The sequence below is a fragment of the Rhizobium jaguaris genome (genome assembly GCF_003627755.1).
GTDB classification, from domain to species: domain Bacteria; phylum Pseudomonadota; class Alphaproteobacteria; order Rhizobiales; family Rhizobiaceae; genus Rhizobium; species Rhizobium jaguaris.
In genome coordinates this window covers 226,847-251,757 of record NZ_CP032696.1, presented here as the reverse complement: position 1 = coordinate 251,757, position 24,911 = coordinate 226,847, and the positions used below count along the sequence as shown (strand labels likewise).

The 24,911-nt window shown below is 57.1% G+C and carries 20 protein-coding genes and 4 pseudogenes; 10 read left to right on the top strand and 14 right to left on the bottom strand.

Annotated elements, in window-relative coordinates:
• Positions 1-15 precede the first annotated feature (15 nt).
• Positions 16-2,091, bottom strand: coding sequence for a prolyl oligopeptidase family serine peptidase (locus tag CCGE525_RS35315; protein WP_120708975.1), 2,076 nt, complete (start codon positions 2,089-2,091; stop codon positions 16-18).
• A 1,037-nt stretch (positions 2,092-3,128) separates the two neighbouring features.
• On the opposite strand from CCGE525_RS35315, the gene CCGE525_RS35310 reads away from it, so the two are divergent.
• Entirely contained in the window at positions 3,129-3,674 is a 546-nt protein-coding gene (locus tag CCGE525_RS35310; RefSeq protein WP_120708974.1) for a hypothetical protein, read from the top strand.
• Between the two features lie 184 nt (positions 3,675-3,858).
• Here CCGE525_RS35310 and CCGE525_RS35305 read toward each other — a convergent pair whose 3' ends face one another.
• The 4 genes from CCGE525_RS35305 to CCGE525_RS38625 form a co-directional block, all read right to left on the bottom strand.
• Positions 3,859-4,923: an LLM class flavin-dependent oxidoreductase gene (locus CCGE525_RS35305; protein ID WP_120708973.1), complete on the bottom strand. Its 1,065-nt coding sequence runs from the start codon at positions 4,921-4,923 to the stop codon at positions 3,859-3,861.
• Between the two features lie 261 nt (positions 4,924-5,184).
• Entirely contained in the window at positions 5,185-6,693 is a 1,509-nt protein-coding gene (locus CCGE525_RS35300) for an SDR family oxidoreductase (protein WP_120708972.1), read from the bottom strand.
• Positions 6,694-6,845: 152 nt separating this feature from the next.
• Positions 6,846-7,379: a nuclear transport factor 2 family protein gene (locus CCGE525_RS35295; RefSeq protein WP_120708971.1), complete on the bottom strand. Its 534-nt coding sequence runs from the start codon at positions 7,377-7,379 to the stop codon at positions 6,846-6,848.
• A gap of 581 nt (positions 7,380-7,960) precedes the next feature.
• Positions 7,961-8,125, bottom strand: a complete 165-nt coding sequence (locus CCGE525_RS38625) for a hypothetical protein (protein WP_162950419.1) — start codon at positions 8,123-8,125, stop codon at positions 7,961-7,963.
• Positions 8,126-8,416: 291 nt separating this feature from the next.
• Between CCGE525_RS38625 and CCGE525_RS35290 the strand changes: the two genes are divergently transcribed.
• Positions 8,417-9,127, top strand: a complete 711-nt coding sequence (locus CCGE525_RS35290; RefSeq protein ID WP_120708970.1) for an amino acid kinase family protein — start codon at positions 8,417-8,419, stop codon at positions 9,125-9,127.
• Between the two features lie 107 nt (positions 9,128-9,234).
• Here CCGE525_RS35290 and CCGE525_RS35285 read toward each other — a convergent pair.
• A pseudogene (locus CCGE525_RS35285) lies at positions 9,235-9,943 on the bottom strand (SOS response-associated peptidase).
• Between the two features lie 22 nt (positions 9,944-9,965).
• Complete coding sequence (locus CCGE525_RS35280) at positions 9,966-10,430, bottom strand: hypothetical protein (protein ID WP_120708969.1); 465 nt, start codon at positions 10,428-10,430, stop codon at positions 9,966-9,968.
• 290 nt (positions 10,431-10,720) lie between these two features.
• Here CCGE525_RS35280 and aepX point away from each other — a divergent pair, with 290 nt between their 5' ends.
• The 4 genes and pseudogenes from aepX to CCGE525_RS35255 form a co-directional block, all read left to right on the top strand.
• Positions 10,721-11,632 carry a phosphoenolpyruvate mutase gene (gene aepX / locus CCGE525_RS35275; protein WP_120708968.1) on the top strand — a complete coding sequence of 304 codons (912 nt, stop codon included), beginning with the start codon at positions 10,721-10,723 and terminating at the stop codon, positions 11,630-11,632.
• 162 nt (positions 11,633-11,794) lie between these two features.
• A complete protein-coding gene (locus CCGE525_RS35265) occupies positions 11,795-12,598 on the top strand; it encodes a phosphocholine cytidylyltransferase family protein (protein ID WP_120708967.1) in 804 nt (267 codons plus the stop codon).
• Between the two features lie 97 nt (positions 12,599-12,695).
• Positions 12,696-12,920: a hypothetical protein gene (locus CCGE525_RS35260; RefSeq protein ID WP_120708966.1), complete on the top strand. Its 225-nt coding sequence runs from the start codon at positions 12,696-12,698 to the stop codon at positions 12,918-12,920.
• Between the two features lie 345 nt (positions 12,921-13,265).
• Positions 13,266-13,421: pseudogene (locus CCGE525_RS35255) on the top strand (IS5/IS1182 family transposase); the annotation flags it as partial.
• A gap of 101 nt (positions 13,422-13,522) precedes the next feature.
• Here the strand turns inward: CCGE525_RS35255 and CCGE525_RS38820 are convergent.
• A pseudogene (locus CCGE525_RS38820) lies at positions 13,523-14,032 on the bottom strand (transposase); the annotation flags it as partial.
• A gap of 445 nt (positions 14,033-14,477) precedes the next feature.
• Here CCGE525_RS38820 and CCGE525_RS35240 point away from each other — a divergent pair.
• From CCGE525_RS35240 to CCGE525_RS35230, 3 genes and pseudogenes are all read left to right on the top strand, one after another.
• Positions 14,478-15,305: a type IV toxin-antitoxin system AbiEi family antitoxin domain-containing protein gene (locus tag CCGE525_RS35240; protein WP_120708963.1), complete on the top strand. Its 828-nt coding sequence runs from the start codon at positions 14,478-14,480 to the stop codon at positions 15,303-15,305.
• A pseudogene (locus CCGE525_RS35235) lies at positions 15,302-16,188 on the top strand (nucleotidyl transferase AbiEii/AbiGii toxin family protein). The gene CCGE525_RS35240 and the pseudogene CCGE525_RS35235 overlap by 4 nt, the downstream one beginning before the upstream one ends.
• A 192-nt stretch (positions 16,189-16,380) precedes the next feature.
• Positions 16,381-18,342 (top strand): DUF4236 domain-containing protein, encoded by a 1,962-nt coding sequence (locus CCGE525_RS35230; RefSeq protein ID WP_120708962.1) that lies wholly within the window; start codon positions 16,381-16,383, stop codon positions 18,340-18,342.
• Here CCGE525_RS35230 and CCGE525_RS35225 read toward each other — a convergent pair.
• The 6 genes from CCGE525_RS35225 to CCGE525_RS39315 all read right to left on the bottom strand — a co-directional run bounded on the left by CCGE525_RS35225 (position 18,277) and on the right by CCGE525_RS39315 (position 23,589).
• On the bottom strand, positions 18,277-19,437 hold the full coding sequence (locus CCGE525_RS35225; protein ID WP_120708961.1) for a COG3904 family protein: 1,161 nt from the start codon (positions 19,435-19,437) through the stop codon (positions 18,277-18,279). The genes CCGE525_RS35230 and CCGE525_RS35225 overlap by 66 nt on opposite strands.
• Positions 19,438-19,461: 24 nt before the next feature.
• Positions 19,462-20,085 (bottom strand): His-Xaa-Ser repeat protein HxsA, encoded by a 624-nt coding sequence (gene hxsA / locus CCGE525_RS35220; RefSeq protein WP_120708960.1) that lies wholly within the window; start codon positions 20,083-20,085, stop codon positions 19,462-19,464.
• Positions 20,082-21,164, bottom strand: coding sequence for a His-Xaa-Ser system radical SAM maturase HxsC (gene hxsC, locus CCGE525_RS35215; protein WP_120708959.1), 1,083 nt, complete (start codon positions 21,162-21,164; stop codon positions 20,082-20,084). Before hxsC ends, hxsA begins: the two co-directional genes overlap by 4 nt.
• The gene (gene hxsB / locus CCGE525_RS35210) at positions 21,161-22,567 is read right to left on the bottom strand and encodes a His-Xaa-Ser system radical SAM maturase HxsB (protein ID WP_120708958.1); all 1,407 of its coding nucleotides are present in this window, start codon (positions 22,565-22,567) and stop codon (positions 21,161-21,163) included. Before hxsB ends, hxsC begins: the two co-directional genes overlap by 4 nt.
• 457 nt (positions 22,568-23,024) lie before the next feature.
• Positions 23,025-23,228, bottom strand: a complete 204-nt coding sequence (locus tag CCGE525_RS39320; protein WP_245472459.1) for a hypothetical protein — start codon at positions 23,226-23,228, stop codon at positions 23,025-23,027.
• Positions 23,229-23,274: 46 nt separating this feature from the next.
• A complete protein-coding gene (locus CCGE525_RS39315) occupies positions 23,275-23,589 on the bottom strand; it encodes an isocitrate lyase/phosphoenolpyruvate mutase family protein (protein WP_245472458.1) in 315 nt (104 codons plus the stop codon).
• A gap of 715 nt (positions 23,590-24,304) precedes the next feature.
• Here CCGE525_RS39315 and CCGE525_RS35195 point away from each other — a divergent pair.
• Complete coding sequence (locus tag CCGE525_RS35195; RefSeq protein ID WP_120708956.1) at positions 24,305-24,844, top strand: peroxiredoxin; 540 nt, start codon at positions 24,305-24,307, stop codon at positions 24,842-24,844.
• The last annotated feature ends 67 nt before the right edge of the window (positions 24,845-24,911 follow it).

Genomic DNA, 24,911 nt, shown 5'->3' with positions numbered 1-24,911 from the left:
TCCTCCAGACGGACCCTATAGAAAACCGATTGCATCGCGAAGGAAACTATAACCAAGGGCAATGAAGGCCGCCCGCTCGCGATTGTTCGGCCCGGGGGTATGACCGCCGACCTCAGCTTCGTAGAAGTAGGCAGGGCAGCCGAGTGCCTGCAGCTTTGCAGCCATCTTACGTGCGTGCCCCGGGTGGACGCGGTCGTCCTGTCTCCTGGTGGCGAGCAGGATGGGCGGGTAGGATCGCTCTGCTTCGGCTGTGTGATAGGCAGACATTTGACTGAGAAAGGCCCAATCCTCCGGCTTGTCGGGATCACCCTTTTCGTCGATCCAGCTCGCACCGGCGAGGAGCTTCGTGTAACGACGCAGGTCGAGAACTGGGACGGTGCAGAAGAGCGCGCCGAAACGCTCGGGATAGCGGGTCAACATGTTGGCGATCAGGAGGCCGCCATTTGAACCGCCCTCTGCGGCGATCCGCTCTGGGCGTGTGACACCCCGGCGCACCAGGTCGGCAGCCACGGCGGCGAAATCGTCATGGGCAAGACGCCTACCGGCCCTTCGTCCAGCCTCGTGCCAGCGTGTACCGAACTCGCCGCCGCCGCGGATGTTGGCCACCACGCTCGTGCCGCCGGGTTCAAGCCACAGCTTGCCTATCGCGGAGTTGTAGCGGGGCAGAACCGATTTGCCGTATCCGCCATATGCGGTGAGGTGAACCGGCGCCTCTCCATTTGCGTTCTCCGGGCCGACCTGTGTATAGGGGATCATCTCACCATCCGTCGAAACCGCCTCGTGACGCGTGGCCACCAGTCCGGATGCGTCGAAATTCTCTGGATCGCGTTTCAGGACCACGGGCGAGCCGAGACTCGCCGCCCCGTTGAGATTGAACAAGAGAAGCTGCGCTGGCGTCACCGGATCTTCGGCCGAAACGAGGACTTCTCCATTACGCTCGTGAACTTCCGCATCGAACGGCCAGGCTCGAACGGTCGTCGCATCGGGCATGGTGTCCAAGGTTCGGCGCGTCCAATCCCGTCGTCCGGGCGTGACCATATCGAAGCGCGGGATGAGATTGTCGAGGAGAGATACGACGAGCTTTCCGTCATTCCAGAAGAAGGACTGCAGGGCGCACCTGCTGCCAGGTTGAAAGAGCGTGGTAAAGCTGCGCGCGCCAGCGATGAATGAGGATAGGGAGATGCCGATCAGCGCGTCAGCCGCATGGGTCGTTCCTGCGACCGTCCATGCGTTACGCAACTTCACCGCAAGCCAATCACCGAAGACGTCCCAGCTAGCATCTCGAGGAAGATCGATCTGCGTCTTCGGACCGCTCCTGTCGCCGATCCAGCCGATTGCATCGAAAAAGGCGCGTCGCTCGGTGAACCAAACGCGTTCGCTCGCCGCGGTGCGATCCAGATGGCCGAATACGAGCATGGAATCGGAACTCGCCTCGAAGATAACCGGCGCGGTGAGCGGATCTGCGCCACGCCTCCATAATCGCACGGTGCGCGCATAGCCGGAGCGCGTGGCCATGCCGTCGCCAAGAGCACTGGAAAGCAAAAGAGTGTCGTGATCGAGCCAGGCGATGTGGCCTTTGGCCTCCGGCAGATTGAAGCCGTCTGGGACGAGGCTTCGTGCGGTTAGATCGTACTCGCGATGCACGACCGCATCGCCGCCACCGAGCGACAGGCGAAGGACGGCTCTTTCACGTCTTCCGGGTTCGACCGAGGCGCCGCCCCAAATCCAGTCCTTTCCTTCGGTCTTGGCGAGGGCATCCACGTCGAGAACGATCTCCCACTCCGGCTTTGCCGTTAAGTAGGCGGCAAGCGTTGTTCTGCGCCACAAACCTCTCGGATTTTCGGCATCTCGCCAGAAATTGTAGAGGTATTTGTCGCGGCGCATGATCCAGGCAATCCTGTCAGGGCGATCGAAAATCCCTGTGAGCACGTCGCGGTCTCCTTCGAACCGCGGCCCGCCAAAGCGTGCCAGCGTTCGCGCCGATTGCTCGGTGACCCAAATCAAGGCCTTCTCGCCATCGATGTCTTCCAGCCAGAGATAAGGGTCGTCATCGGGAGCATTCAGCGTCGGGCGAGGATCGATAACAGTCATGTGCGAGCAACTCCAAATCGAGAAGAATTTCGTGGTGCGAGGAAGCGGTAAACTTGTGATGGCGGGCACCCGCCAGACGATCTGTCCGGGGATGGTCTTATCTCCGCTTGCTTTTGCGTTGCTGAGCCTCCCGCGTTGAGAACGTGGTGGCAACAAGCGGCTGTTTTTGGCCCACCGAATGAATTTCGCCCTGCCAGAAATCGGTATCACTCGATGGCCGCTAGGCGATGATCCCGGTGATCCATGCATTCGCCCGATCGCCTTAGCCTGGGGTCGCGGAAAGCCCGCACGGAATTTGCGCCTCTCCCCTCCTCCAAGGAGAAGGCTTGGCTGACGGCAGCCGAGAAAGGCGCGGCTTGACGTGTGAAGGGCTGGTTGCCGCCGTCGGTTCTTGTCCAGCGAACGCGAACGTAAGGCAAGCACATGTTCATCGAAATTCAACCTGAGGCCCATTAGCGGCGGCGCCAAGCGGTTGTGAGAATTGTCGCCAACTTGAGCAATCGAACGTTCCGATGCCAGGCGCTATCTGCCTTTCCGGCCGAATGCGGATCTGCGCCAGACTTGGCATGATGGCTTTCCTCTGCGTCCTGTTGCATCGATGTCGTCACAGGTCGGCCGTTCCTACCACCTCCCGACAGAGGAACTTCAAAAGCCGTGCCAGCTCGGCAAAGAGCGTGGATGACCTGATAATCAAAGGCTTAGGCGTGGCTGCGCCAGCTCGCCGAACAAGTCCGTGTCGCGGACGGAACAAACCCGACGTCCGCTTCCCTGGATCAAACAACAACCATCACGAAGTCTTGCGGCTTCAGGCGAGAGCGCACCTGCATCATCAGAGTCTGGTAATCCCATCGACCAACTAGGAAGTGGTAAGACCGTGGAGCAGCTGTCACGGCCGCGGGAGGCCGTGTCCTGGTTGGTGTGCTGGTTGGCATGCTGTTTGCTGGTTGAGCCTGAGGCAGCGAATGCGGCAAATCCTGGTCGGCTGCTAATGGCGCATTGGATTTTATAAAGAGAGCCGACGTGAGGAGCAGCCGCGGATGACATGTATTGTCGGTTTAGTCAGCGACGCATCCGTTCATATCGGGGGCGATAGCGCTGGCGTGGCCGGCTATTCGCTTACCGTCCGAGCCGATCGCAAGGTGTTCCGCAAGCAGGACTTTCTCTTCGGATTTACCTCTTCGTTTAGAATGGGCCAGCTATTGGCACATTCCTTCAAGCCACCCAAAAGACACCCCGAAACGGATGTGTACGCCTTTATGGTGACGGAGTTCGTCAACGCGCTCCGCCAATGCCTGAAAGATGGTGGCTACGCACGGCGGCAGAACGATGCCGAGCTCGGCGGCACCTTCCTCGTCGGCTATGCCGGAAGGCTTTTCAGGATCGATGACGATTATCAGGTTGGCGAGGCGATCGATGGCTTTGACGCCTGCGGATGCGGTCAGCAAATTGCACTGGGCGCGCTCTTTGCATCGTCACGCTCTCCGCCCCGCGAAAGGTTGGAAATGGCTCTCAACGCGGCTGAGCGTTTTTCCGCTGGGGTGCGCGGCCCGTTTCACTTCGAGACTCTGGGTCTGGCTGACTGAGGTCGACACCGCGATCCAAGTTGCAACAATTTATCGTGGCGAATTCGCCAAAGTCTAGCTTGCGGTCTCCCCAGGCCAGAACCAGGCATCGTCAACGAGGCCCGCTCGCCGTGGTGCGGCGTCGATTTCAGTCATGGTCCGAACGACCCATCATCAGAAATTACAGCCTAATCTCGGGAAGCGTCTATTCCGTCATCCCGGGCGCGTGACCGAGCGATTTGTTGACCGCCGGAATGATTTTGTCTCCCCAGAGCTCTATTTGCCGCAGCATCGTCTGATGATCGAAATCGCCCAATTGACAATGCATTGCGATCTGGGATGGCTTCAGCACACTGATCTCTTCCAGCAGGCGATCGATCACCCGATCCACACTGCCGACCGGCAGATTGTCGCGCATAGTCTGAAACGACAGGTCCTGTTGCGTTGGGGTTTCCTGCAGCAGATAGCCGTCCTCGCTCTGCTGGCGGCGCTGATGAAGCGCTTCGGATAGCCGGCGCTGGAAACGGGCGTTATCGAGATAGCTGTTGATCTCCGTCTCGTTGTCGCTGGCATAACAACAACGCAACAGCGATATCTTGGCGTCCGTAACGTCCTTATTTTTTGAGAGTGCTGCTTTCTCGATGCTTTCGCGCAACGTGCTCAAAGCATCCAAGCCGTCGTGGAATGCTGTGACGAAGAGATTGTGTCCCTCGCGATAAGCCCGGCCCATGCTGTATCCGGACGCCGCAGCGATCCAGATCGGAGGGGTCGGCTTCTGGACGGTCCGCGCCGAAATCGCCGTGGGAGGTATCTTTATATATTGGCCGTCGTGCTCAAAGATCTTTTGCTTGAGGCCCTTAAGTAGGACGTCCAGGTATTCCGAACAAACAGCGGGCGCCGCATCGATATCGACACCGAAGCGCTCGAACTCGAACTGCTGATATCCGGAGCCGACGCCAAGCTCAAGGCGACCGCTCGAAACGATATCGGCGAAGCCGATCTCGGAAAGCAGACGCTGCGGTTGATAGAGCGGCAGGACGCAGACACCGGTGCCGAGGCGGATGGAGTTCGTCCGGCCGGCGCAATGCGCTACCATCATCAAGGGCGATGGAACCAGGCTATAGTTGTTGAAGTGGTGCTCGGCAAACCACGCGGTGTTGAAGCCAGCCTGTTCCGAAAGGACCGCCTGTTCGATTGAATTGCGGATGACACTCTCGGACGATTGATGATAGCCACGCTGGGAGGCAAGGATGAATGTCGCAAATTCCATAGCGTTTCCTCATTGAGGTTGGGCCCGTCAGGGAATAGCCGGCGGGCGCGCGAATTGTCCTTGGCCTTGATGCCGATTCCCTTTTTTCGGTATTCGAGGTTTCGAGGGAAATTTGCTTGCCATTCGCCAGTCGCCGGCGCTCCTTAAAACTGTCGTCTTCGATGACCCTCCGCACGCTGTCTGGCGCACGGTGGATCTTCATTTTTCGATCTCCTTGAATGTTCCTGATCGTGAGAGAATCCCATATCGTCAAAACGAGGTTCAACTGCTGCCCACGTAGAGTGTCGAACCGTTGACGTATGAAGCATCTGGCGAAGCCAGGAAGAATGCTGCGTTAGCCACGCCTTCGGACTGTGCCACCATCTCGCCGATCGGGTCGCGGCGGCTGATCGCATCCTGTGCAACATCAGGTGTGTGAATAAAGCCAAGTGCGATCGTCGCTGTCCGAATGCCAACCGGTCCGAGTTCGGCAGCCATGCAGCGGGTCAGCATTTCTAACCCCGCTTTTGATGCACCATATGCATGGCGTTGGGCAATCGTCAGGGAGCGGTTGATTGACCCGATATTCAGGATCACCCCGCCCGGCCGCATCATCTTGATTGCCTCACGCGCGCAGGCGAAGGCACCGGTGAGATTGACATCAATGACGCGTGCGATCTCGGCAGGCGTTTGCTCAACTCCCGAAGCGCAACTATCGGGCCAAGCTGCGCCGTTGACGAGGACCTCCAGCCGCCCGAACCGCTCGCGCAAATCGTCGAAGAGCGCAACCACCTCCGCTTCGATGGTGACGTCCACGGATTTGCCCATGTGCTCGCCACCGAGAGAGTTTGCGAACTGCGCCGCGGCGGCCCCGTTTTTGTCGGCAATTACGACGGTATCGCCGTTTGCTCTAAAGCGGCGAATGATGGCTGCACCTATGCTGGTTGCTCCGCCTGTGACGAGGACGATCCGCCTGTCGCTCTGTTCTGGCGGACGCAAGAGTTCGGCTCGTGGTGTGCCGCTGACGCGCGGGTGCGCGCGGCCGGGCTGGTTGAAGGACATCCAACCCCCATCAATTGTCAGCACCGTGCCGTTGATAGAATGCGCGTCCGCACTGGCGAGAAACAGCACGACTCGTGCAATTTCCTCCGGACGCGCCATGCGCCCCATCGGCACGCGGCTGCGAACCGCCGCTAAGTTCGTCTGGCCCGCGCATTCCAATTGTGCGACCATCGGCGTGCGTACATATCCCGGCGCCACTGCCGTCACGCGGATGCCAAGAGAAGCCAACTCGCAGGCGAGCGATTTCGTAATCGAGATAAGGCCCGCTTTCGAAGCTGCGTAGGCGTTGCGTTTCGGATTGCCAATCATGCCCGCCATCGAGGCAACATTGATGATAGATGCACCTGGCCGCATCCGCCGCGCGGCTTCGCGACCCATGACGAAAGGCCCGATGAGATTTACCGCCAATGCACGTCGGAAGGCGTCGATGCCGGTGTCGGCAGTCGCAGCCATACTGGGTCCTATCCCCGCATTGTTGACGAGAACGTCGATCTGGTCGAACTGCGCGTCGATCCTCTCATAAAGGGCAAGGATGTCTTCTTCCCGCGAGACATCGAATTCAAGTCCAATATGCACTGGGTCGAGAGCCCGAACCAGTTCAAGCACGCCGCTGCCCGGGAGATCCGCGGCAACGACAATGTCTCCTGCAGCGACATGGGCATCGACCAAGGCGCGGCCGATCCCGCCTGCGGCGCCTGTAATGATGACGACGCGTCCTTGCCGTTTCATGAGAATTCTCCTGACCTTTTACCGGTCCATGTGTGCCGGGCAATCACCCACGACATGGCAATAGACAGAATGGTCATGTGATTTCCGCTCCGTCGCCGACCAAGATCTGAAACCCCTCATCACAAGGCATTTGCGCCATATGGATCACACCTTCACGTTTCTGAACGACGTTTCCCGAGCGCATAGACCGGATCGGTCGGATAGGATGCTCCGATCGGCTGCCGGAGACCGAAGCGCTCCGCCTCGGAGGTCGCCGGCGCGGTCTGCTCCTCGACCCAATCGTAGACAACAGTCCGCTCGGCAATGCGCCACTCCCCGTCCCGTTTCTGAAACAGGTCGCAATAGCGGCCGCACAAGAGGACCTGACGTTCCGTCCTCGCGCCGTCCGGTCCGCGTTGCAGCGCAGTGAAGTAACTTTCGACGGCAGCCGTAGCCGGATCGATGAACTCGATCAGGACGTTGGTGATCTGGTGAAAATTGCGCGGTTCGGTCTTAAAGACGTTCAGTGCGAACTCGATGAAACCCTCGGCCGAGCCGGAATAGGCTCCGTGATGATCATGCGCATCGGGCCAGTAGGCGCTCCGCAGCGCCGCCTCATCGGCCCGATCTATCCCGCGGCAGTATCGGTAAAGGCAGTCGCGGATCGCCTCGCGATCAAGTAATTCGGTAATCTGTTCGTGGAACATCGCTTTGTCGCAAATTCTAAGGTTGGAAGAGGCGTTTTCGCGCATCGAGTAACGCGGCAATGATTCCAGAATGTTCACGGCCGGTGGACGATCGCAGGCGCACCGCACCTTGACCCTCAATCGCGGCGAGGTGGTCCGATAACACGTTTCCCGACCATCAGGCCCTCGTCCGGCTGGAAGTCCTGTGGCGGCGATCGGCCGACGTTGACCGTTATACGGGTGGCGGCGCGACAGACCGATCGGTCCTCTGGTTTCCATTGATTTTCTTCTTCGACAAAATGCAATCTGACGATTCGATACGGCGCCTACCTCCTCCCGACTGACGGTCATCCAATAAACGATCGCCGGCCGGCAGCTTTCGCCGTTACAACGCTGAACAGCATCAAAAACCGTGCCAACTCGACCAGCGTAGCCGAAGAGACGATTTCCGTGTGTGATTTCAAGCCATTAAGGGAATGCAAGCGAGATTGACTTAACAAGCCTCTGTCGCCTGTCCGACAAATTGGACAATACTTGCGCGTTTAATCCGCGTGACGCGCTCTTATCAGCTTCTGCGATCTTTCGCTGCCTGCGGCTTTAACTCATGGAGAAACACAGAGAAAATCCTTGCGAACCCGTCCTGCATAGTTGGCACGGTTTTTGATGCCGTTCAGTCGCGACGCAAAGAATGCTGCCGACACATGTTCCTGTTGCTGGATGTCCGAAGCGCAGGGATGTTGGAAGTCAACAACTAAATAGACAGGCATGGTCGCTTGAGCTTCCTAGCAAATATGAAAGGTCGTCGCCACGTCGAGATTTCTCCAGCAGCGTTCAGTGGAAATCTGCGTGGAACATGATGGAAGAGCGACTTTTTGAGCGTGACGAAGCTTCTCGGCATAATGATCAACGTGACCGAGTTTGTTCCGCAAAGTGACATGGAAATGAAGCAATCGAACGCTGCCTCTTTCCAGAAAATCTCAGATGCGCGTCGGAATCTGACTTCGGAAATCCCCGCAGATGTCGATATGGCTTAAGCAGCGGGAGGGGAGCTTCAGAACATGTTCGCCGAAAGTTTTCCCTCACACGACTTTTCGATCGTTGTCGAATTCGGCGGAAGCCTCATGCATGATCTGTCGGTATGTAGGGCGGCTGTCGCGGAGCTCGAGCGCTTGGTCCAGCGTGGCGATCGAATTTTGGTGGTCCCTGGCAGAGGCTTTCAGGACAAAGCCATTGAGGCTGCTGACACAGCATATCCTCCGGCGCCGTTTGCGGCCCCTCACGCCTGCGCTCTCGCTCAAGATCAGACGGGATATTTGCTGGCGCACCGCGCTTTCTCTCCTAATCTTGTTCCATCCGCGACGTTGGGCGAATGCCGGAGCCTGGCAAAGGTTGGCAAAATTCCAGTTCTGCTTCCGTCACACATGCTCTTCGCGATGGATCCGGCTGTTTGGAGTTGGGACATCACGTCCGATGCTGTTGCCGCATGGAGTGCTTGGGTAACGAATGCTCCTCTATTGGCAATGCTGACCGATGTAGACGGTATCTATCGCGACGCCGCAACTCATGATCCCGAAGCGCTCATAAAAGAGATTGATGCCCATGATCTAGCTGAGCTTGGTCATACGTCAATCGATACTTGTGCTGCCCATTTCATGTCGTTGCGAGGTGCCTCGGGGATCATTATCAACGCTGCGCATCCAAACCGGCTCCGTGATTGGACCGACGGAAAGCATGTGAGAGCGACCCACATCACCACATTTCGCCGCTAAGAAAGACCGCATCAAATTCGGTTAACGACATTGCCGAATTCAAATCGCATTACCCTAATCATTGTACCTGCCCCTTGCAGAGCGTTCTTTGATGGTAACGTCATTAATCACAACAATGGCGGCTCCGGATCCTCGATTGGATCGATGATGTCGGGCCTATCGTTTTTCGGCGAACCTACGTCCTTGCCGATTGGCCAAATTGTCATCAGCTCGCTCGGGAACGGGCTCATCAAGTGGTAGGGATCGTGCTCCGGCGACAGCCAACGCTCGTAGTCTTGCCGATGCAATATGACCGGGATGCGGTCATGAATGGCCGCCATCACCTCACAGGTGATGATGGCGAAGGTCTTTCGATCAAGACCGATGTCGGGATCGCGTCGGCTCGACCAGATCCCGGCAAGGGCAAATGGCTCGCCCGACTTCATGGCGATGGCATAGGGCTTTTTGTTCTTGCCGGTTCCGAAGATGTCCTTCCATTCGAAGAATCCGTTGATCGGCACGAGACAGCGCTTCGATTTATACGATTGCTTGAACATGCCACTGGTCGATATGCCTTCGGACCTGGATCATCGGCCGAATCGTGCCGTCATCCTTCGCCCAAGCTGGAATAAAGCCCCATCGGGCAGTGGCAAACACCGGCCCCATAACATCGGGTTCCTGCACGATCTCGCGAATGATGATTGGATAATTTTGCTGCGGGGCCCCGTTGTAACGCGGGAAACTGTTAGACAGCGGCTCAACATCTCCGGGATTTGCGAAGGCGAAGTTGGCGAGTAGTTCCCGTAGTGACGATCGGATGTATACGCGTCCGCACATGATTAGGCTGCCGTCCTTCCGTTCAGTCGCATGATCGCTTCATAGCATTTTTCTGCGCGACAGGCTGTCTCTCTGGCACTCCACTCCCATCCTGCCGATGGACATCCGCAATCGGGTCGCTCAAGCGGTACAGCTCCACAAGCCAAAACCATTTCGCGGACTGTGCGGTATAGTCGAGCCGGAATACGCACCCGAGACATGTGGCACAGTCGCAGCCCACAATATCGTCACCTTTTTCTCCCGCCCAGGTGTGCCGCCATTTGTAGCGTGGCTTCTCATCCCCTTTTATGCATTCGCGCGCCGTCCAACCGTTGATCTCGGTGGCGCGCGGCCGCTCCTCCTGCTCGATTTCTGTCACTGTATAAGCGTCCAGAATCGCATCCCGGGCTTGAATAGCGATTTCATCCTTCAAAGTTTCGCGTTCTTCCGTGGCGATGCTTGGTTCAGCCGGCTTAGGCTTGGACGCCTGGTCCACGATCCAACGCACCTCACATTCCTGGCCTGGACAAACAGTCCTGGTCGCCTAACTTGATTAAATCAAGCATATATTGGACAGGAGTGCGCCCTCTGCTCAAAGCAATCGTCCGCATCGAGATCATTATCAATATATTTCTCGATATATTCCTTATTTGATCTTTCTAGTTCCTTGTTTCTACGGTGACGTTCCGGTTGTCATGGTGTTATTACGAAATATACGAAAAATATAATTCAATCATCCATTGCCTTTCTTCAAAGAAGCGTTCAGCTTTAGCTCCAGCTTCATGAAGGAGGAGTGACATGAATCAGGCAGCTCTAATAGCTGGGCCGATCGGTCCGATCGAGAACCCAACGACGATGCTCCGTGATCTCGTTTGCTCCGCCAAGCTGTCGTTCCTTATGGAAGCTCATGACGGACTTTCTGCGGCGATCGTCAAGCAGGCTGGCTTTAAGGGACTTTGGGCATCCGGATTTTCGATCTCTTCGGCATTAGGCTATCGCGATGCCAACGAGGCGAGTTGGACCGAGGTTGTCGACGTGGTGGAGCGGATGGCCGACGCTAGTGGATTGCCGATCCTGGTTGACGGCGAGTCTGGATTCGGCAATTTCAACAACGCCCGTCTATTGGCGATAAAGCTCTTGCAGCACGGCGCCGCCGGCGTCTGCCTTGAAGACAAGCTTTTCCCGAAGAGAAACAGTTTCGTTGGAGACCGTCACCCGCTCGTAGATATCGATGAGTTTTGCGGCCGCCTTAGAGCAGTCAGGGACACCACCGGGAACGACCTCGTGCTCGTCGCTCGCATCGAAGCGCTAATCGCCGGCTACGGTCTAGGTGAGGCGCTGAGGCGCGCGGAGGCCTATGCCGAAGCCGGCGCCGATGCGATCCTGATCCATTCGCGCAAAAGCCATGCGAACGAGATTCTCGCTTTTGCGAAACAGTGGCAGAAGCTTCCGATCGTGATCGTGCCGACGAAGTACTACCGTACTCCAGTCTCGGCATATCGGGATGCGGGCATCTCGACGGTGATATGGGCAAACCATGCAATGCGGGCTGCGGTTGCAGGGATGCGCGCGGTGTGCGGCCGTATCGCCACCGAAGAGAGCGTTGCCGGAATTGAGCCGGAAGTCGCCACACTCGAGGAGGTCTTTGACCTCATGGGCTATGAGGAATTGGTATCGGCCGAAGAACGCTATCTGCCGAAGCATCTATAGGCCGCGGTTTCCGGCACTGGATTCGGTAGCCCAGCCGGGCTTCGCCTCTCCTATGGGGTACCGACTGATAAACTGGAGACCGGCCTCACCCGGCTCTTTACGGTTCTGAACGCCTGGCCATGACGAGATCATGGTACGAGCAGACAGAAGGGAACTACGACGATGAAAAGTGCTCCCAAGAACGCAGTCATACTTGCCGCAGGTCGTGGATCTCGCCTGCGACCCTTGACAGACCTGACGCCGAAGCCACTCGTCAAAGTCAACGGTACGCCCATTATTCACAATGCGCTTCGCAACCTGGAAGCGGCAGGCGTACAGGAAGTCACCATCGTCGTTGGCTACCGCATGGATGCGATCCAGTGCTCCTGCGGCAATCGCTTCGGCAATCTTGAAATTAGCTACGTCGAGTCCTCGGTCTTCGACAAGACGGGCACTGCGTATTCTCTCTGGTTGGCACGCGAGAGACTGCTGGCCGGGGACATCTATCTCCTGGAAGGGGATGTCTTTTTCGAGTTGGATGCCCTCCGCTATATCGAAATGGGAGAAGCCGAAAACGTTGCTGCGGTCGCACCTTTCGGCTGGTCGATGGAAGGCTCCGCTGTCGTCCTGGCCGAAAACGGCTATATCACCGAGGTGCGGATGAAACAAACGGGCGCCGATTTGAGCGACGGCTCGCCGGCGCTATTCAAGACGATGAATCTGATCCGCTTTTCTTGCAACGATCTGCGCGAGACGATCGTCCCTTATCTCGACGACCTCATCGCCGGCGGCGCCGTAAAGTCCTACACTGAAGAGCTGTTGTCTGATCTGATACGGAACAAGGATCTGCAGATCGCCGCTGCCATATGTGATGACGTCAGGTGGTGTGAGATCGACAATGAGGACGATCTACGCATTGCTGAGGCAATGTTCCTGGGAGTTCCGTCAAGGTCGCAATCTTGTCCGCAGATGCCGACGCATCCCTAAAGCCGCTCCATTTCCGAGATATCGGTAGCGATTCTAGGAACCCGTCAGCTCTGACGACAGAGAGATCATACATGCCCGCTGACGCAGGAGCACCAACATGGTGGATTTCGTCAGGCTTGCCGCAATAGTCGGTGAAGAATACCTACAAGACTTCTTGCTTGGACAGGACGCCGTTGTGAGTTCTCGTGAGCTTCTGAGAAGGACGGAACAGTTCCTCAGGCAACCAAATAATATGCTGGGCCGGCAAGACGAGCTGAAGCTACCAGAAACTTACCTAGCCGACGAGCTTCAAAGCGAAGCGCGCTCCAGCCGGTCACAATGATCTTTGTTGACGTTGTCGCGCAGTTTTTCGGAATTAGGTAGCACTACCCCCAGACTCCATCCCACTGAAGGAATAGAATCGGTACGATCCCGTGGAGCAGTTGACCATGGCAGTTGTCACAGACGAACTGAAAAGAAAGCGGGCCGAAATCGGCGTTCCTATCGAGTCGGCTGTGAAGAACTTTGAAGCGGCTGATTTGACATAGGAATCGAGGGATCAGCAGATCTTATAATTGCAGGAAACGGCTTCCGAACAGGCTGTTTCCTTGCGGAATCAATTTGAGGTTTCCCCCGCTTGCGAAGCGCGATTCACTGGATTTACCCCCGGTGGATCGGAGAGCCAGGAATGGGCGAACGGCGCGAACCGGGTGAACAGGATCTGTTCCGATCCCGGCTCGACCAGATCATCAACATGAAGCACAAACGGTGCGCCTGGCGCAGGCCATTGACTGGTCGGTGCTGGGAGCGCTTCGGTGCGATCTATTCGGACGGAGCGGGCATGGCCTTGGCCTTGCCTAGGTGACTGATCTGTAATTCGACTATCTTTGGATCGGGTGTTCAGACAGCAGAGTCCCGGCGAATGTCATCACGGGAGGTTCTTCCTCAATTTCTGTGGTTCAGTGGCAGCATTCTCGCCCTCATCAGTTCTGGGCCGGCGCGCCCGTACATTGCTCGCTTCAGCATCTTGAGGCGGTTGATCTGACCTTCGGCTTGACCGTTGCTCCAAGGGAGTTCGATTGCATTTTTGACGGCATCAGTATCCCGGCGCAGAACGCTGGCGAAACGCATGATTGCCGTGAACTCGGTGTCTACGGCATCGTCTATCCCTTCATCCAGTGCTTGCGAGCGCCCGCTGCGCAAGATGCCGTTGAAGCGCATGGCCAAGCCACACATGATAGCGAACCCTCGAGAGCCCTGCTTCAAAGCATTGAGCTTTCTGGCCTGATGACCTGTTGGCAGGCCGCGCGGTTTTATGCACAAAGCTGCGGCCACCACAAACGAGATCACATGGCCGGTGTCGGGATCGCGAACGGGTTCTGAAACATCCAAATCGGAAGGCGTGTCGTCGGTTTGGAAGTTTTCGGCTTCACGCCACGCCTTCACTAGGCGCTCCCCATGTAGGGGCCGGAACAAGACCTGTGCAGAATCTTGCGCTAAGGTCGAACGGAGAGTGAACGCCCGGATGTTCGCTGTGGATATCTTTCATCTCCTGGCGGTGGCGGCGTTCGCCACGGCATCCAACTTGCGGCCGATGTCTCTCCGACTCTCAAAGAGGCGCACCTCTATTGCAACCTGAGATGGAGCTATATTAACTACCTTCTGGCCGAACTGGCGGAACAGAAATAGCCGCAGTAGCCAACGGTTCGTCAGCCATATTTCGAACCACCCACGAGCTAATCGCAACGCGATCCCGTCAGGTAGCCAAAAGGCCGGCCCGTCGCGAGGACGCCCATCAATCGTGTTTGGAAAGCCGCATTTAGCGCGGAAAAGCGAAAACAATTTGTCTTGCGAGTCTGAATCATGTTGAAAAATCCGCGCTAAGAGCGGATAATGACGCATGGTACACGATCAACGATCCGCGCTTTCAACCCATATCGCAAGCCTGCTCTCCGCAGGGCAGGTGGTCTTTACGCGCCAGCAGGCCGAACAGGCGATAGGCGTCAAACGCGGTGCCTTCCTCGATGCAGCCGAGCGCCTTCAACGCCGCAAGGCACTGATCAGGCCCAGGCAGGGACTCTATGTTGCGGTGCCCCCGCAGTTTGCATCCTGGGGCGCGCCACCGCCATCCTGGTATATCGACGCCCTGATGCGCCACGAACAGCAGCCCTACTATGTCGGCTTGCTGAAGGCGGCAGAGCTTCACGGCGCCACGCACCAGGCCGTGATGGAATTCCAGATCGTCACGCCCAAACGCATGCCGAAGATCAAGGCGGGTCGCAATCTGATCGTCTTCTACTACCGCAAAGACATTGCAGCAGTGGAGCCTGGCATCGAGGACCGCAAAACGGATACTGGCAGAATGAAGATATCATCTCCCGCCCTCACGGCGCTCGACCTCCTGCGCTACCCACAGGCGGCAGGGGGGATCGATAATGTCGCGACAGTCCTTATGGACCTCGCCGAAAAGATCGACCCTTCTCAGCTCGCCGCACTGTCCGACGCGGCCGAGCGGCCTGTGGTTCAACGTCTCGGTCACCTCCTGGAGCGGCTAGGACATAAGGATCGCGCTGAACCGATGCACGTGGCGCTGATGGCGCGCGGTGCTGCGCCGTGGACGGAGCTTGACCGGCACGAAACGCGCGACCCGGATTTCACGCCCGCGCCGCAGGAGCGCAACGACCGCTGGCATGTGATCGTGCGCCGCACGCCGGAGGTCGACGAATGATCCCCGCTCAGAACATTGTCGCGTGGGGGAGCATCGTCCCGTGGGCGGATCAGCGTCAGATTGAGCAGGACCTCATCATCAGCCGTGCGCTTATCGATATCTTCAATGACGATCTCCTGTCCGCCGAACTGCGTTTTCGCGGCGGCACGGCGCTGAACAAGCTGCATTTCCCGAAGCCTCTTCGCTACTCGGAAGACATAGATCTCGTCCGAACAACCGCAGGCCCGATCGGACCAATCCTGGATCGGTTGCGGGAAGTTCTGGAACCTTGGCTTGGCAGGGCGCAATTCGATCAGAGCCGGTCGCGCCAAAATTTCGCTTTCGTGTGGAGGCGGAAGACGGAAGCGGCGTGCCCATTCGCCTCAAGGTCGAAATCAACACGCGCGAAATCGAAGCCTACGATCCGCCACAAGCTCTACCGCTTCGGATAGACAATCCCTGGTTTGCCGGCGAGGCAGAGATTCCGACCTTCTCCAGGGAGGAGATTCTCGCCACAAAGCTTCGGGCTCTCCTGCAGCGCGACAAGGGTCGTGATCTCTATGATCTCTCCCATGCCCTCGATGTGTTCGAAGGGCTTGATGCTGGTCTGGTTGTTCAGCTGTTCAGCCGCTATCTTCAATTTGCAGGTCAATCGATATCCCGCGCCCAGGCCGAAGAGCGAATGTTCGCAAAGCTGGCGAACCCGCGGCTGCTGACCGATATGCGGCCACTGCTTCCGCTCGCTCAGGCGGAAGCGTTGTCAGAGGACGCCACCAAGGAGGCATTCGAGCGCGTATTCGAAGGGCTGGTTGTCAAGATCGCTGGTGAGACCTGGGTTCGCACCGACGAGATGAAAGAGCGGTTTGGGCTTGGCGGCGGTCCGTCCGTTCAAAAAGCCCCCTAGCCTCGACCGGAAGAAAGTCGGCGTTCCCTTCGAGGCGGGCGGTTGGCCGCTCGACGTGTTTGGCGCCAAGCTTTAGGCCGATCTGCAGGAAGCGCTCCGCCAGAGAATCGAAATCGGTCGCAAAGCCATTCGTTGCGGCGAAAAATTCCTGTAGCATCCATCCGTTGCAAGGAAACGGGGGGGGGGGGTCGGGTGCCATTCTACATTCGCAAGTCGGTAAAGGCGGGACCATTCCGGTTTAATTTTTCCAAAGGCGGTGTCGGCGTCTCAGTCGGCGTAAAGGGCTTGCGGATCGGTACCGGACCTCGAGGCCACTATATCCATGTCGGACGAGGCGGGCTGTATTATCGAGCGTCAATTAGCAGTGCTGGCAAAGGTCGACATCGGGCGAATAACGAGCCACTTCCGGCCCAGATCATTTTCGAAGAACCTGGCGTCAACATGATCGAGATCGAGTCCGGCGATGTCTTATTGATGCGCAACGAGAACTTCGGCGAGTTGCTGGACGAAATCAACGCGAAGGCCAATCAATGGCGGCTGTCGGCTCTTTTTGGATTGCTCGCGGCACTCCTCGGTATTTTTCTGCTGATGAAAGCACCACCGGTGGGGATTTGGGTGCTGATCGCCGCCCTTGCCGCCTGGGCGATCGGGTCGTGGCTCGACTCCTACCGTCGGTCGGCAGTACTCTTTTACGACATCGATGGCCCGATCGAACAAGCCTACAGGGAGATGATCGCGGCTTTCGATGGCTTAAGCTCCTGCGCGGGGAAATGGCATATCGATGCTGGCGGTGCGATCAGCGATCTGACGACCTGGAAAAGAAATGCAGGCGCCTCCTACCTCGTCAAGCGAACCGCCGCAAAGCTCGCCTACGCTCTGCCGAAGGTCATCAAGAGCAACATCACGCCACCCTCGATACATGTTGGCAAGCAGATCATCTATTTCATGCCCGACGTTATTTTGGTCGCCCACAATTCACGCTTCGGGGCGGTGTCGTATTCCCATCTCCGCGTTCGTTGGCAGGAGTCGCGATTCATCGAAGATGGGCGTCCCCCTCGTGACGCGAAGGTCGTCGACCGTACATGGCAGCACCCGAATAAGAATGGCGGGCCTGATCGGCGTTTTCGCAACAACCGACAACTGCATGTTTGTCTCTATGAGACACTTCATCTGCAAAGCGACAGCGGCCTCAATGAGGTGCTGGAGTTTTCACAAGTAGGAAAACTTGCTCGCTTTGTCGCAGGTTGCCAAGCTCTGGCGAGGGCAAAGACCGAGGCTTCGCTGACACCGAAAGCAATTCCATCCACCGAAACGCCATCGTTACCAGCTGAGGCATCAGGTTCGCCTGTACCTGCCCAGCAGAGACCAAAGAGCACCGTGCCTACCATAGCGTTCATCATTGGCGGCATCTTTGCACTTCCTATAGCGATCGCCGCATTCCAAAACGCGGGACGCTCGACCAGGCCCGTCACAACACAAGCTGCTGTCGCCACCGGTTCGGGGCAAGTCGCGTCGTCATCGGCCACGCAGTTGATGTCCGCCGGTTCTACCACCGGTTCAGAGTCCCCGTCCACGCTGTTGCCGTCCGCCGCCTCTGCCTCGGCTACAAGTCCGCTCGCAGACCCCAGCCAGGCGCAGAACGTGGAGGTTCCCGAACCTACAGGCAACCAGAAAACTTCGACACCTGATCTCATTCAAGCTGATCAGGAGCCAACGCCCGATCCCGCTACCTTCGAAACGCTTGCGGCGGCGGCGACCGCACCCGACGTGTCTCCGGTAGCTGCTGCATCCGAGCCTCCCGGCACGCCTTATATCGCCCCAGCCGAGCTGAAGTTCGCCTACCTTAAGCAATCCTTTCAGCTGAGGGATGGGCCCGGCGCAAATTACATCCCGGTCGCCGCAGTCGGGCAGAACGCTTTGCTGGCCTTACTTGAGACGGAAAGTGGATGGGTTCATGTCTCGGGTGGTGCGTCAGCGGTGGGATGGGTGCCGAAGGAATTGCTCGGTCAACGTCCGGTCTCGCTTCAATCCGCCGCACCCAAGGTGCAAAATACATTCACGCCTGCGCCCGGGAGAGCGGCCGTTAGCCTATTGAAGGGTACACGGTCCCCAAGTCGCATCGAGTTTGCGGCACCAACCGCTGTTGCTCAGTAGTGTAAGAAGCAGCGCTTGTGAATTGCAGGCCTCCTGTGAGTACGATAGCGAGCATGCAGAGCTGTCGGTCAGCCACCGACGAATAATCCGATCTGGTCCAGCTACTGATTTGTCATTGGTCGTAATCTTACCGTTCTCAGCCAGAATTTTGTGGGTCGTGGGGTCCCATGTCATGACCGCATTCACCGCACCCGAGGATGATTTTTTGCGTAGAGGGCTGGAGGCGTACCAGTCGACCACGGCGAAGATAGTGCAGACGTCAAAACATGCTGCGCGCGCCGTACCGGATCGGACGGCATAGATGCGCACGGGCCAGCGGATCGCGAACTGCTGCTTCTCCTGCAGGACATCCGCTTTCGAGTGCTGGGATCCGTAATAGAGAACCGAATCCCCGTAGTTATTCGCAAGGAACGACATTCCTTCGTTCGTGGACCAGGTTCGCTGCATTTCCTGAAAGAACTGTAGCGCTGCCTCGTTCAAAGTTGCCGACGGAGCCTCGTCCGATACGGCCGTCTCTTCCGCCGTCGGCGCGACATAAGGCGTGGGCTGCCCGGTCACGAGACCGAAGCCAGCCATATCGATGAGCGACAGCACCCGCCGGTCGCCGTCAGCAAGGCCGGTGACGAATGTAAGGAAGGTGGGATCGAGACCCATCTCAGCGAAATAGGATTTGTACTTGTCGGTGCCGGTTTGCTGGCCTGATGCGCCCGACGACAGAAGTGCCCGATCAACGACCACCGAGACGTCTTCCGCAAAGCGCTGCGTCCCACCTGCAAAAGCGAGCAAGCATGCGGCCTCGCATTTTGAACCCGAGACCTGCAATGTCGAAAGCTTCAGTCGACGTATTGCTCGGCCGTATCCGATCGCGGCATCCGCATCACCGCCGGGCGAATTGAACGCGATGAATTTCGGAACGCTGCTCTTTATTTCGGCTTCGAGCCTATCGGGAAGATCGCTGGGCTCGAACGTTCCTTGAATCAACAAGATGTCGTTGTTCGCTGCTTTCACATGGGCAAACCTGACCGCGGCCTGACCCGGGCTGGCGATCAGCGTTGCCAATGAAATGAGGGCAGAAATGAAGATTGACGAGCGCATCACTCCCTCCCCGATCCCATCGGGTCAGTTCGTTGAAATTCCAAAAGCTGTTAGGACCTGAGGCGTGATTGTTCCGGTCACCTTGAGACCATAGGCATCCTGCATTTTGCTAAGTCCGCCCCTCGTTGCGGCATCGACCTGCCCTGTTATCGGGCCGCCGAAATAACCAAAGGCAATCAGCGCCGTCTGGACCTGTATGACGATACGGCGAAATTTGTCCGAGTTGCCTGGCAGCGTCTTCAGCGGCACTGGCTGCGCGCTCGTCGAGGAGGACTGCGTCGAATAGGTGCCAGTTGAAGTCGTCGCCGGTGTATTGGGAATGGTCGGGAGACTTCTGATGACCGGCCCTGGGTTGGGCGAATAGCGCGGTGTCGGGTCGGGCGATGGATAAGCGGTGTCATAGTCGCCCCGTGGGATGTAGCCGCCTCCAGCTGAAGATGCGTGGCTAGCGTGACTGGCATGACTTGCGTGGCTCGAATGCGAGCTATGGCCCGCAAGGGTGTAGACCTGCTTGACCCGCAGCCGTTCGAACAGGGTGGTTGCCGGCTTCTTTTCGGTAAGGCCGGTGATTGGCGCCGCATCACTTTTCGATGGCATGAAACCCGCCGCGATCAACGACGGCACCAGGTAGATCTTGCGCTTCTTCATTGTGGTAAGAGTCCCCCAAACCCCTGATCGGCTTTATACCATTCAAAAAATCCACCACAAGTAGAGCGAAGCGCACAATCGCCGCATCCATCCAGGAATTTGTTCTTCCAGTCTGAAATCGTGCCTGGTGCCAGGTGCCGGTACAGGGAAGGAACCGTGCAAAGAGGGAAATTATAAAGAAGAGTTTGGATACCGCGTCCAATCGCAAGATTGATGGCACTGCGCAGTTGGCCGAAGTCCAGCGACGTATCCTTGAACGAATGGGCCCAGTTCATTCTGGCGTAACCGATATTCTCCAGCTGCATGATTGCCCAAACATCGATGAACGGCAGCCTGGTCGAGACATAGTTCGCAAGCTCAGGCAACGCGGCCCAGTTCTGCTGAAGGACAACTGTGCGAAGTTCGACCGCCGCCCCCACCCTCATCAGCGTCGCGAAGCTTAGCGAAAGCCTTTCGAAGGCGCCGGACTTTCCAACAATGCTGTCGTGAAGTTCGGCGTAAGGGGCGTACAGCGGAATGCCCCACAGCACGCGATCTCGTCCAATCTCATCTATCATCGCGCCGTCGTCTGGTTCAAAAAACTGGCCGTTGGTCAGAACATGAAATGAGATATCCGGCCGGGCATTCGCTGCGGCGACGAGAAATTGAAACAGTCTTCGTTTGTGTAAGAGTGGCTCGCCGCCAGATATCGTGATCCGGGCGCTTTCCGGGGCTAAGGTGGCAGCAACCGTGAACTGGTCAAAGAGGTCGGCGTGATATTTCTTTGGAGGCTGCGAGCACATGACGCAGAGCTGGTCACATTGCTCGGTGACCAGGAAGGTGTTGTGCCTCGACCGTGATCGCACCAATCGATGCGCTGACGTTCGCCCAGGAACTAGAAGCAGAACGTCACCGTCAAGATCGGTTTCGGGACCGCAGTGGACGCGAAGCGAGTAGCCTGCGAGATCGAAGGTTTGACTTTCCTGATCCCTGTCGATCAGGAGGGCATCATGCTCACTATCCACCGCGTCCGTGCGCAAGCGTACGATGCTTGGATGATCGATTGGAACGTCATCGATCTTGAGCCGCAAATCGATCATGTGTGTACCGGAGCCAGTGACGGATCGAACTGCGGAATTCCAGCCCAAACCGCGAGGCTCTTTTGGACTTTCTTGTCATCCGAATAGAGCAGCTCGAAAATCTTGTCGAAGATTGCAGTGTGACGGCGACAGAAAGCTGTGTCGCGTTTCGGCAAATCGATGCGCCCGTAACGGGACAGGTCGTCAACAACGTCCACACCGCAGGCGGCTTGGTACGGACAGTGAAGGCAATCGGGATGGAATGAATTGGAGGATTCTTCGTTCAGCATATCTAATTTGGGCTGATCGATGCCATCCCAAAGATTGCCGACGCTGAGATCGATCTGTCCTATCCTCGTGACCATCCTGGCTTCATCCGTCGGATAGAAAGTACCGTCGTAGTCGATAACGATGTAGTCTCGGCCGAGAATATTCGGATTGCGTAGGTCAACGTGCTGGTTGTGGCCACCACGCAGAACACGGCGCAAGCAGTGAGTGAAGTAGAACTCTTCGACCGGCTGAGCGGCGGTCCAATTGTGCTCGATCAGCGCGTCGATAAAATCGGCATGGTAGGCATTCCATTTGTCTTCGAGACCGGAGGTCTGAAATCGTTTTCGAGCAAAGCCTTGGTGATTTACGGGTCGAAGGAAAATGGAGCGAAAACCGAATCGACCGAACGTATCGATTATCTCGGAAGCAACCGGCAACTTGTTGATGTCTAGCGTCGGGAGCGCCGAGACCTTTCCCTGGCCCAAGCGCTCGATGGCATAGCTGAGGTTCGATACAAATTGCTGCGTGTCGTTGGAATTTGCGGTTCGTTGCCGCTCATGCGTCGAGAGGTTGCCGTCGAGCGACGTGCTTACGAAGACGTCCGGGGCGTCCAGAAAATCCCAAGCTTCTTCCGACACGGATTGCAAATTGGTGCATACCGTGAAGGAAACTTCTTGGAACTTGCGACGAGCGAAATCTCGAACCTTTTCCAATAAGTCCAACCGCAGCAGCGGCTCGCCACCCTGGAATTCGATTTTGGCGCTCGCGGAATCCATGCCATCGAGAAATCGGATAACGCGTCCAAGCGTCTCATCCGTCCAATCAAAGCCCGGAGTGCTCTCGTTCACGCGAGACACCTGGCAATACGCACATGCCAAGTTGCAACGTAGGGTCGGAACGAGAATGACATAATTCAGCTCGTGAGGACGATGTAATCGTCGAGCCCATCGATAAGCAAATCCCAAATAGGCCGGGTCGTCGATCTCATTGAACCCATGACCATTCGCTTCAAGAAAACCCTTATCCATTGCCGTCAGCCTTCCGGTCGCATAGCGATCGAGAAACTGGGCGTCAGCTTTGAAGTAGCCGCCCGCGTCATCGGCAAAGAAATAGCCGGAGCCGAACGGTTTGAACTTAAGGGGGAATACGGTCATCGCCCGAGGACACCGTCGACCAGCGCACGCCTGAGCGGAAGCGTCTCGGCATAAATTTTCTCCCGATACAGACAGTGGCGGAACTCTTGGACCAACAGATCGACCGGGGCTATGCCATCGTCCAACAGGCTGACCGTTTGAGATACTTCGATTTCTATACCTGCATGCAACGCAGTGAATCGAACAATCGCAGCGGCGAGATATGGACGCATTGTCGGATCGAGTTCGATCGCACTGCGGCGAATCTTCGCTGGGCTCGGAGTGTGAGAGTTTTGCGGTTTCACGTCAGTGCAGCGTCACCCATTCTGTATGAGGGAGATTGTAGCAATGCCAACATTCGAACACCAGGGGGGTTGCACGGAACTTTCTCTTCGGATTCCTGGCGAACCACCGTCCTCTTCCAGTGTTCAAGGCCAATTTGGCACCGGGGAAGCAGCGCGTCACCCGCGTCGCCGCGTTACAGGCTTTCGGCGCGCAACAGAGCCGTCTCGAGCCCGTAATCGGCGATCAACGCCCCGGCGCTGGCGACAAGCACAAGGTCGCTTTCTGTGATGTTCTTAATCGCCTTCAGGCGGCCGGAGAACTTCTCGATATCGTCCAGCGAATGACGATCGCCGACAGAGGAATTCATTTTCGGGAAGCCCTTATCGTCAATACCCACACCAGAGGCTCCATGTTGCAAGAGCTTTGCTGCCATCAACTGCGCATTATTGATGTTCCGCGAAGCCGGAGTCACCATCAGCTAGGATCAGCAGTCCGCTGGCGTCCGTCATTCGTTCCTCCACCTCAATCAGATTTGTCCAACTTGTCTCATTGACTTCGCGGTAGCCGAGGGTCTCCGAAATGGACAGGTCGGACGCCCAAATGGCCTTGAAGCTCGCCTGCAGGCAACCGCAACAGGAAAGCCCATCATGCGCGTCCATCAGATACGTCAGGCCCGGGGAGGAAATCAGATACTCGAAGCGTTCTCGTCGGATCCTCAATCGCCCGATGCTCTTGGGAACGAAAACAGTTTGATCCATGGTCATGCTCCATCGGAAATCTGCCAGTGCCGTGTGCCGGAAAAGCCGTCAAAGCAAGTTGACTGCCGGATGGGCGCACCGCAGGACTTGCGGCCCGGGCCTGAGACCCTAGGTCGATCTTCCGACATTCTTGTCCCGCTTCGAACACAAAATGGTTTGCGCATGGACACATGCGGAGGACCGAAATATTCGATCACCATGATCCGGCCCGAACTTGAATCTCACCACGATCGAACACGCGTCGCTTGCCGAAGAACTGTAGGGTGGTCCAGATCCTAATCTGAATATGGTCGAGAGCCGCAACAGCGCCGCGCCGGTCGGTGCTGCGAGAAAAGGTGTCCGGCAGATCGCCGTGCCTACACGCGCACGCACGGCAGGCGCTGCGGTCCCTGTCGGTGGTGCGCGTTGATACGACCGATAGACTATCCGGAACGTTTCCGCCTTTTTTGAATATCGGACGCGTCTGGTAACGAGCAACCAACCAAGGTCACCGCGGCGGGCGTTATTTAAGGCCGAGATATTTGGTTCAGCGCCTTTGCTCGCTGCGCGTCCCGTCCTCATCCTCAAGCCAAAGCTCAGTGCGAAAGCAGCGTGATTCTCTGCCTTGGAGGCAAATGGCATGGCGCTTGCCTGACCAGCATGCATGCCAAAATCGGATACGGCGGCCGCAAACGCGAAACAATGCGTCAGCTTTTCTTGTGAAGGAGCAATATGAATGACCATGAAGAAGACTGTTCCCTTCGTCACGTTCCGCACGCGTGTTCGCGACGCTTCCCTGCCGGGGCCAAATCCGTATTATTGGAAAGACAACACATCCGACGACTATTTCAGTGGCAAGCGCGTCGTCTTGTTTTCGTTGCCAGGCGCCTTCACCCCCACCTGCACCAACCAGCAGCTACCGGAGTTCGAGAGCCTTCATGGGGAGTTCCGGAAGCAGGGCATCGATGAGATTTACTGTCTCTCCGTAAACGATGCATTCGTCATGAACGCTTGGGGCAAGTCCGTAGGGGTTCAGAACGTCAAGCTCATCCCTGACGGCTCGGGCGAATTCACCCGTAAGATGGGCATGCTCGTCGCCAAGCACAATCTCGGTTTCGGAATGCGTTCCTGGCGCTACGCCGCGGTGATCGATAACGGCGATGTGGAGCAATGGTTCGAGGAAGAAGGCTTCTCGGACGACTGCCAAACCGATCCCTACGGCATTTCGTCGCCCCAAAACGTACTGAAAACGCTCAAGGCCTCGGCCGCAGCGTGATCCCACAGGAATCAAGGTCTCATAAATCGCGCGACTAAGTACAAAGATCGATGGGAGCTTCCCTCTT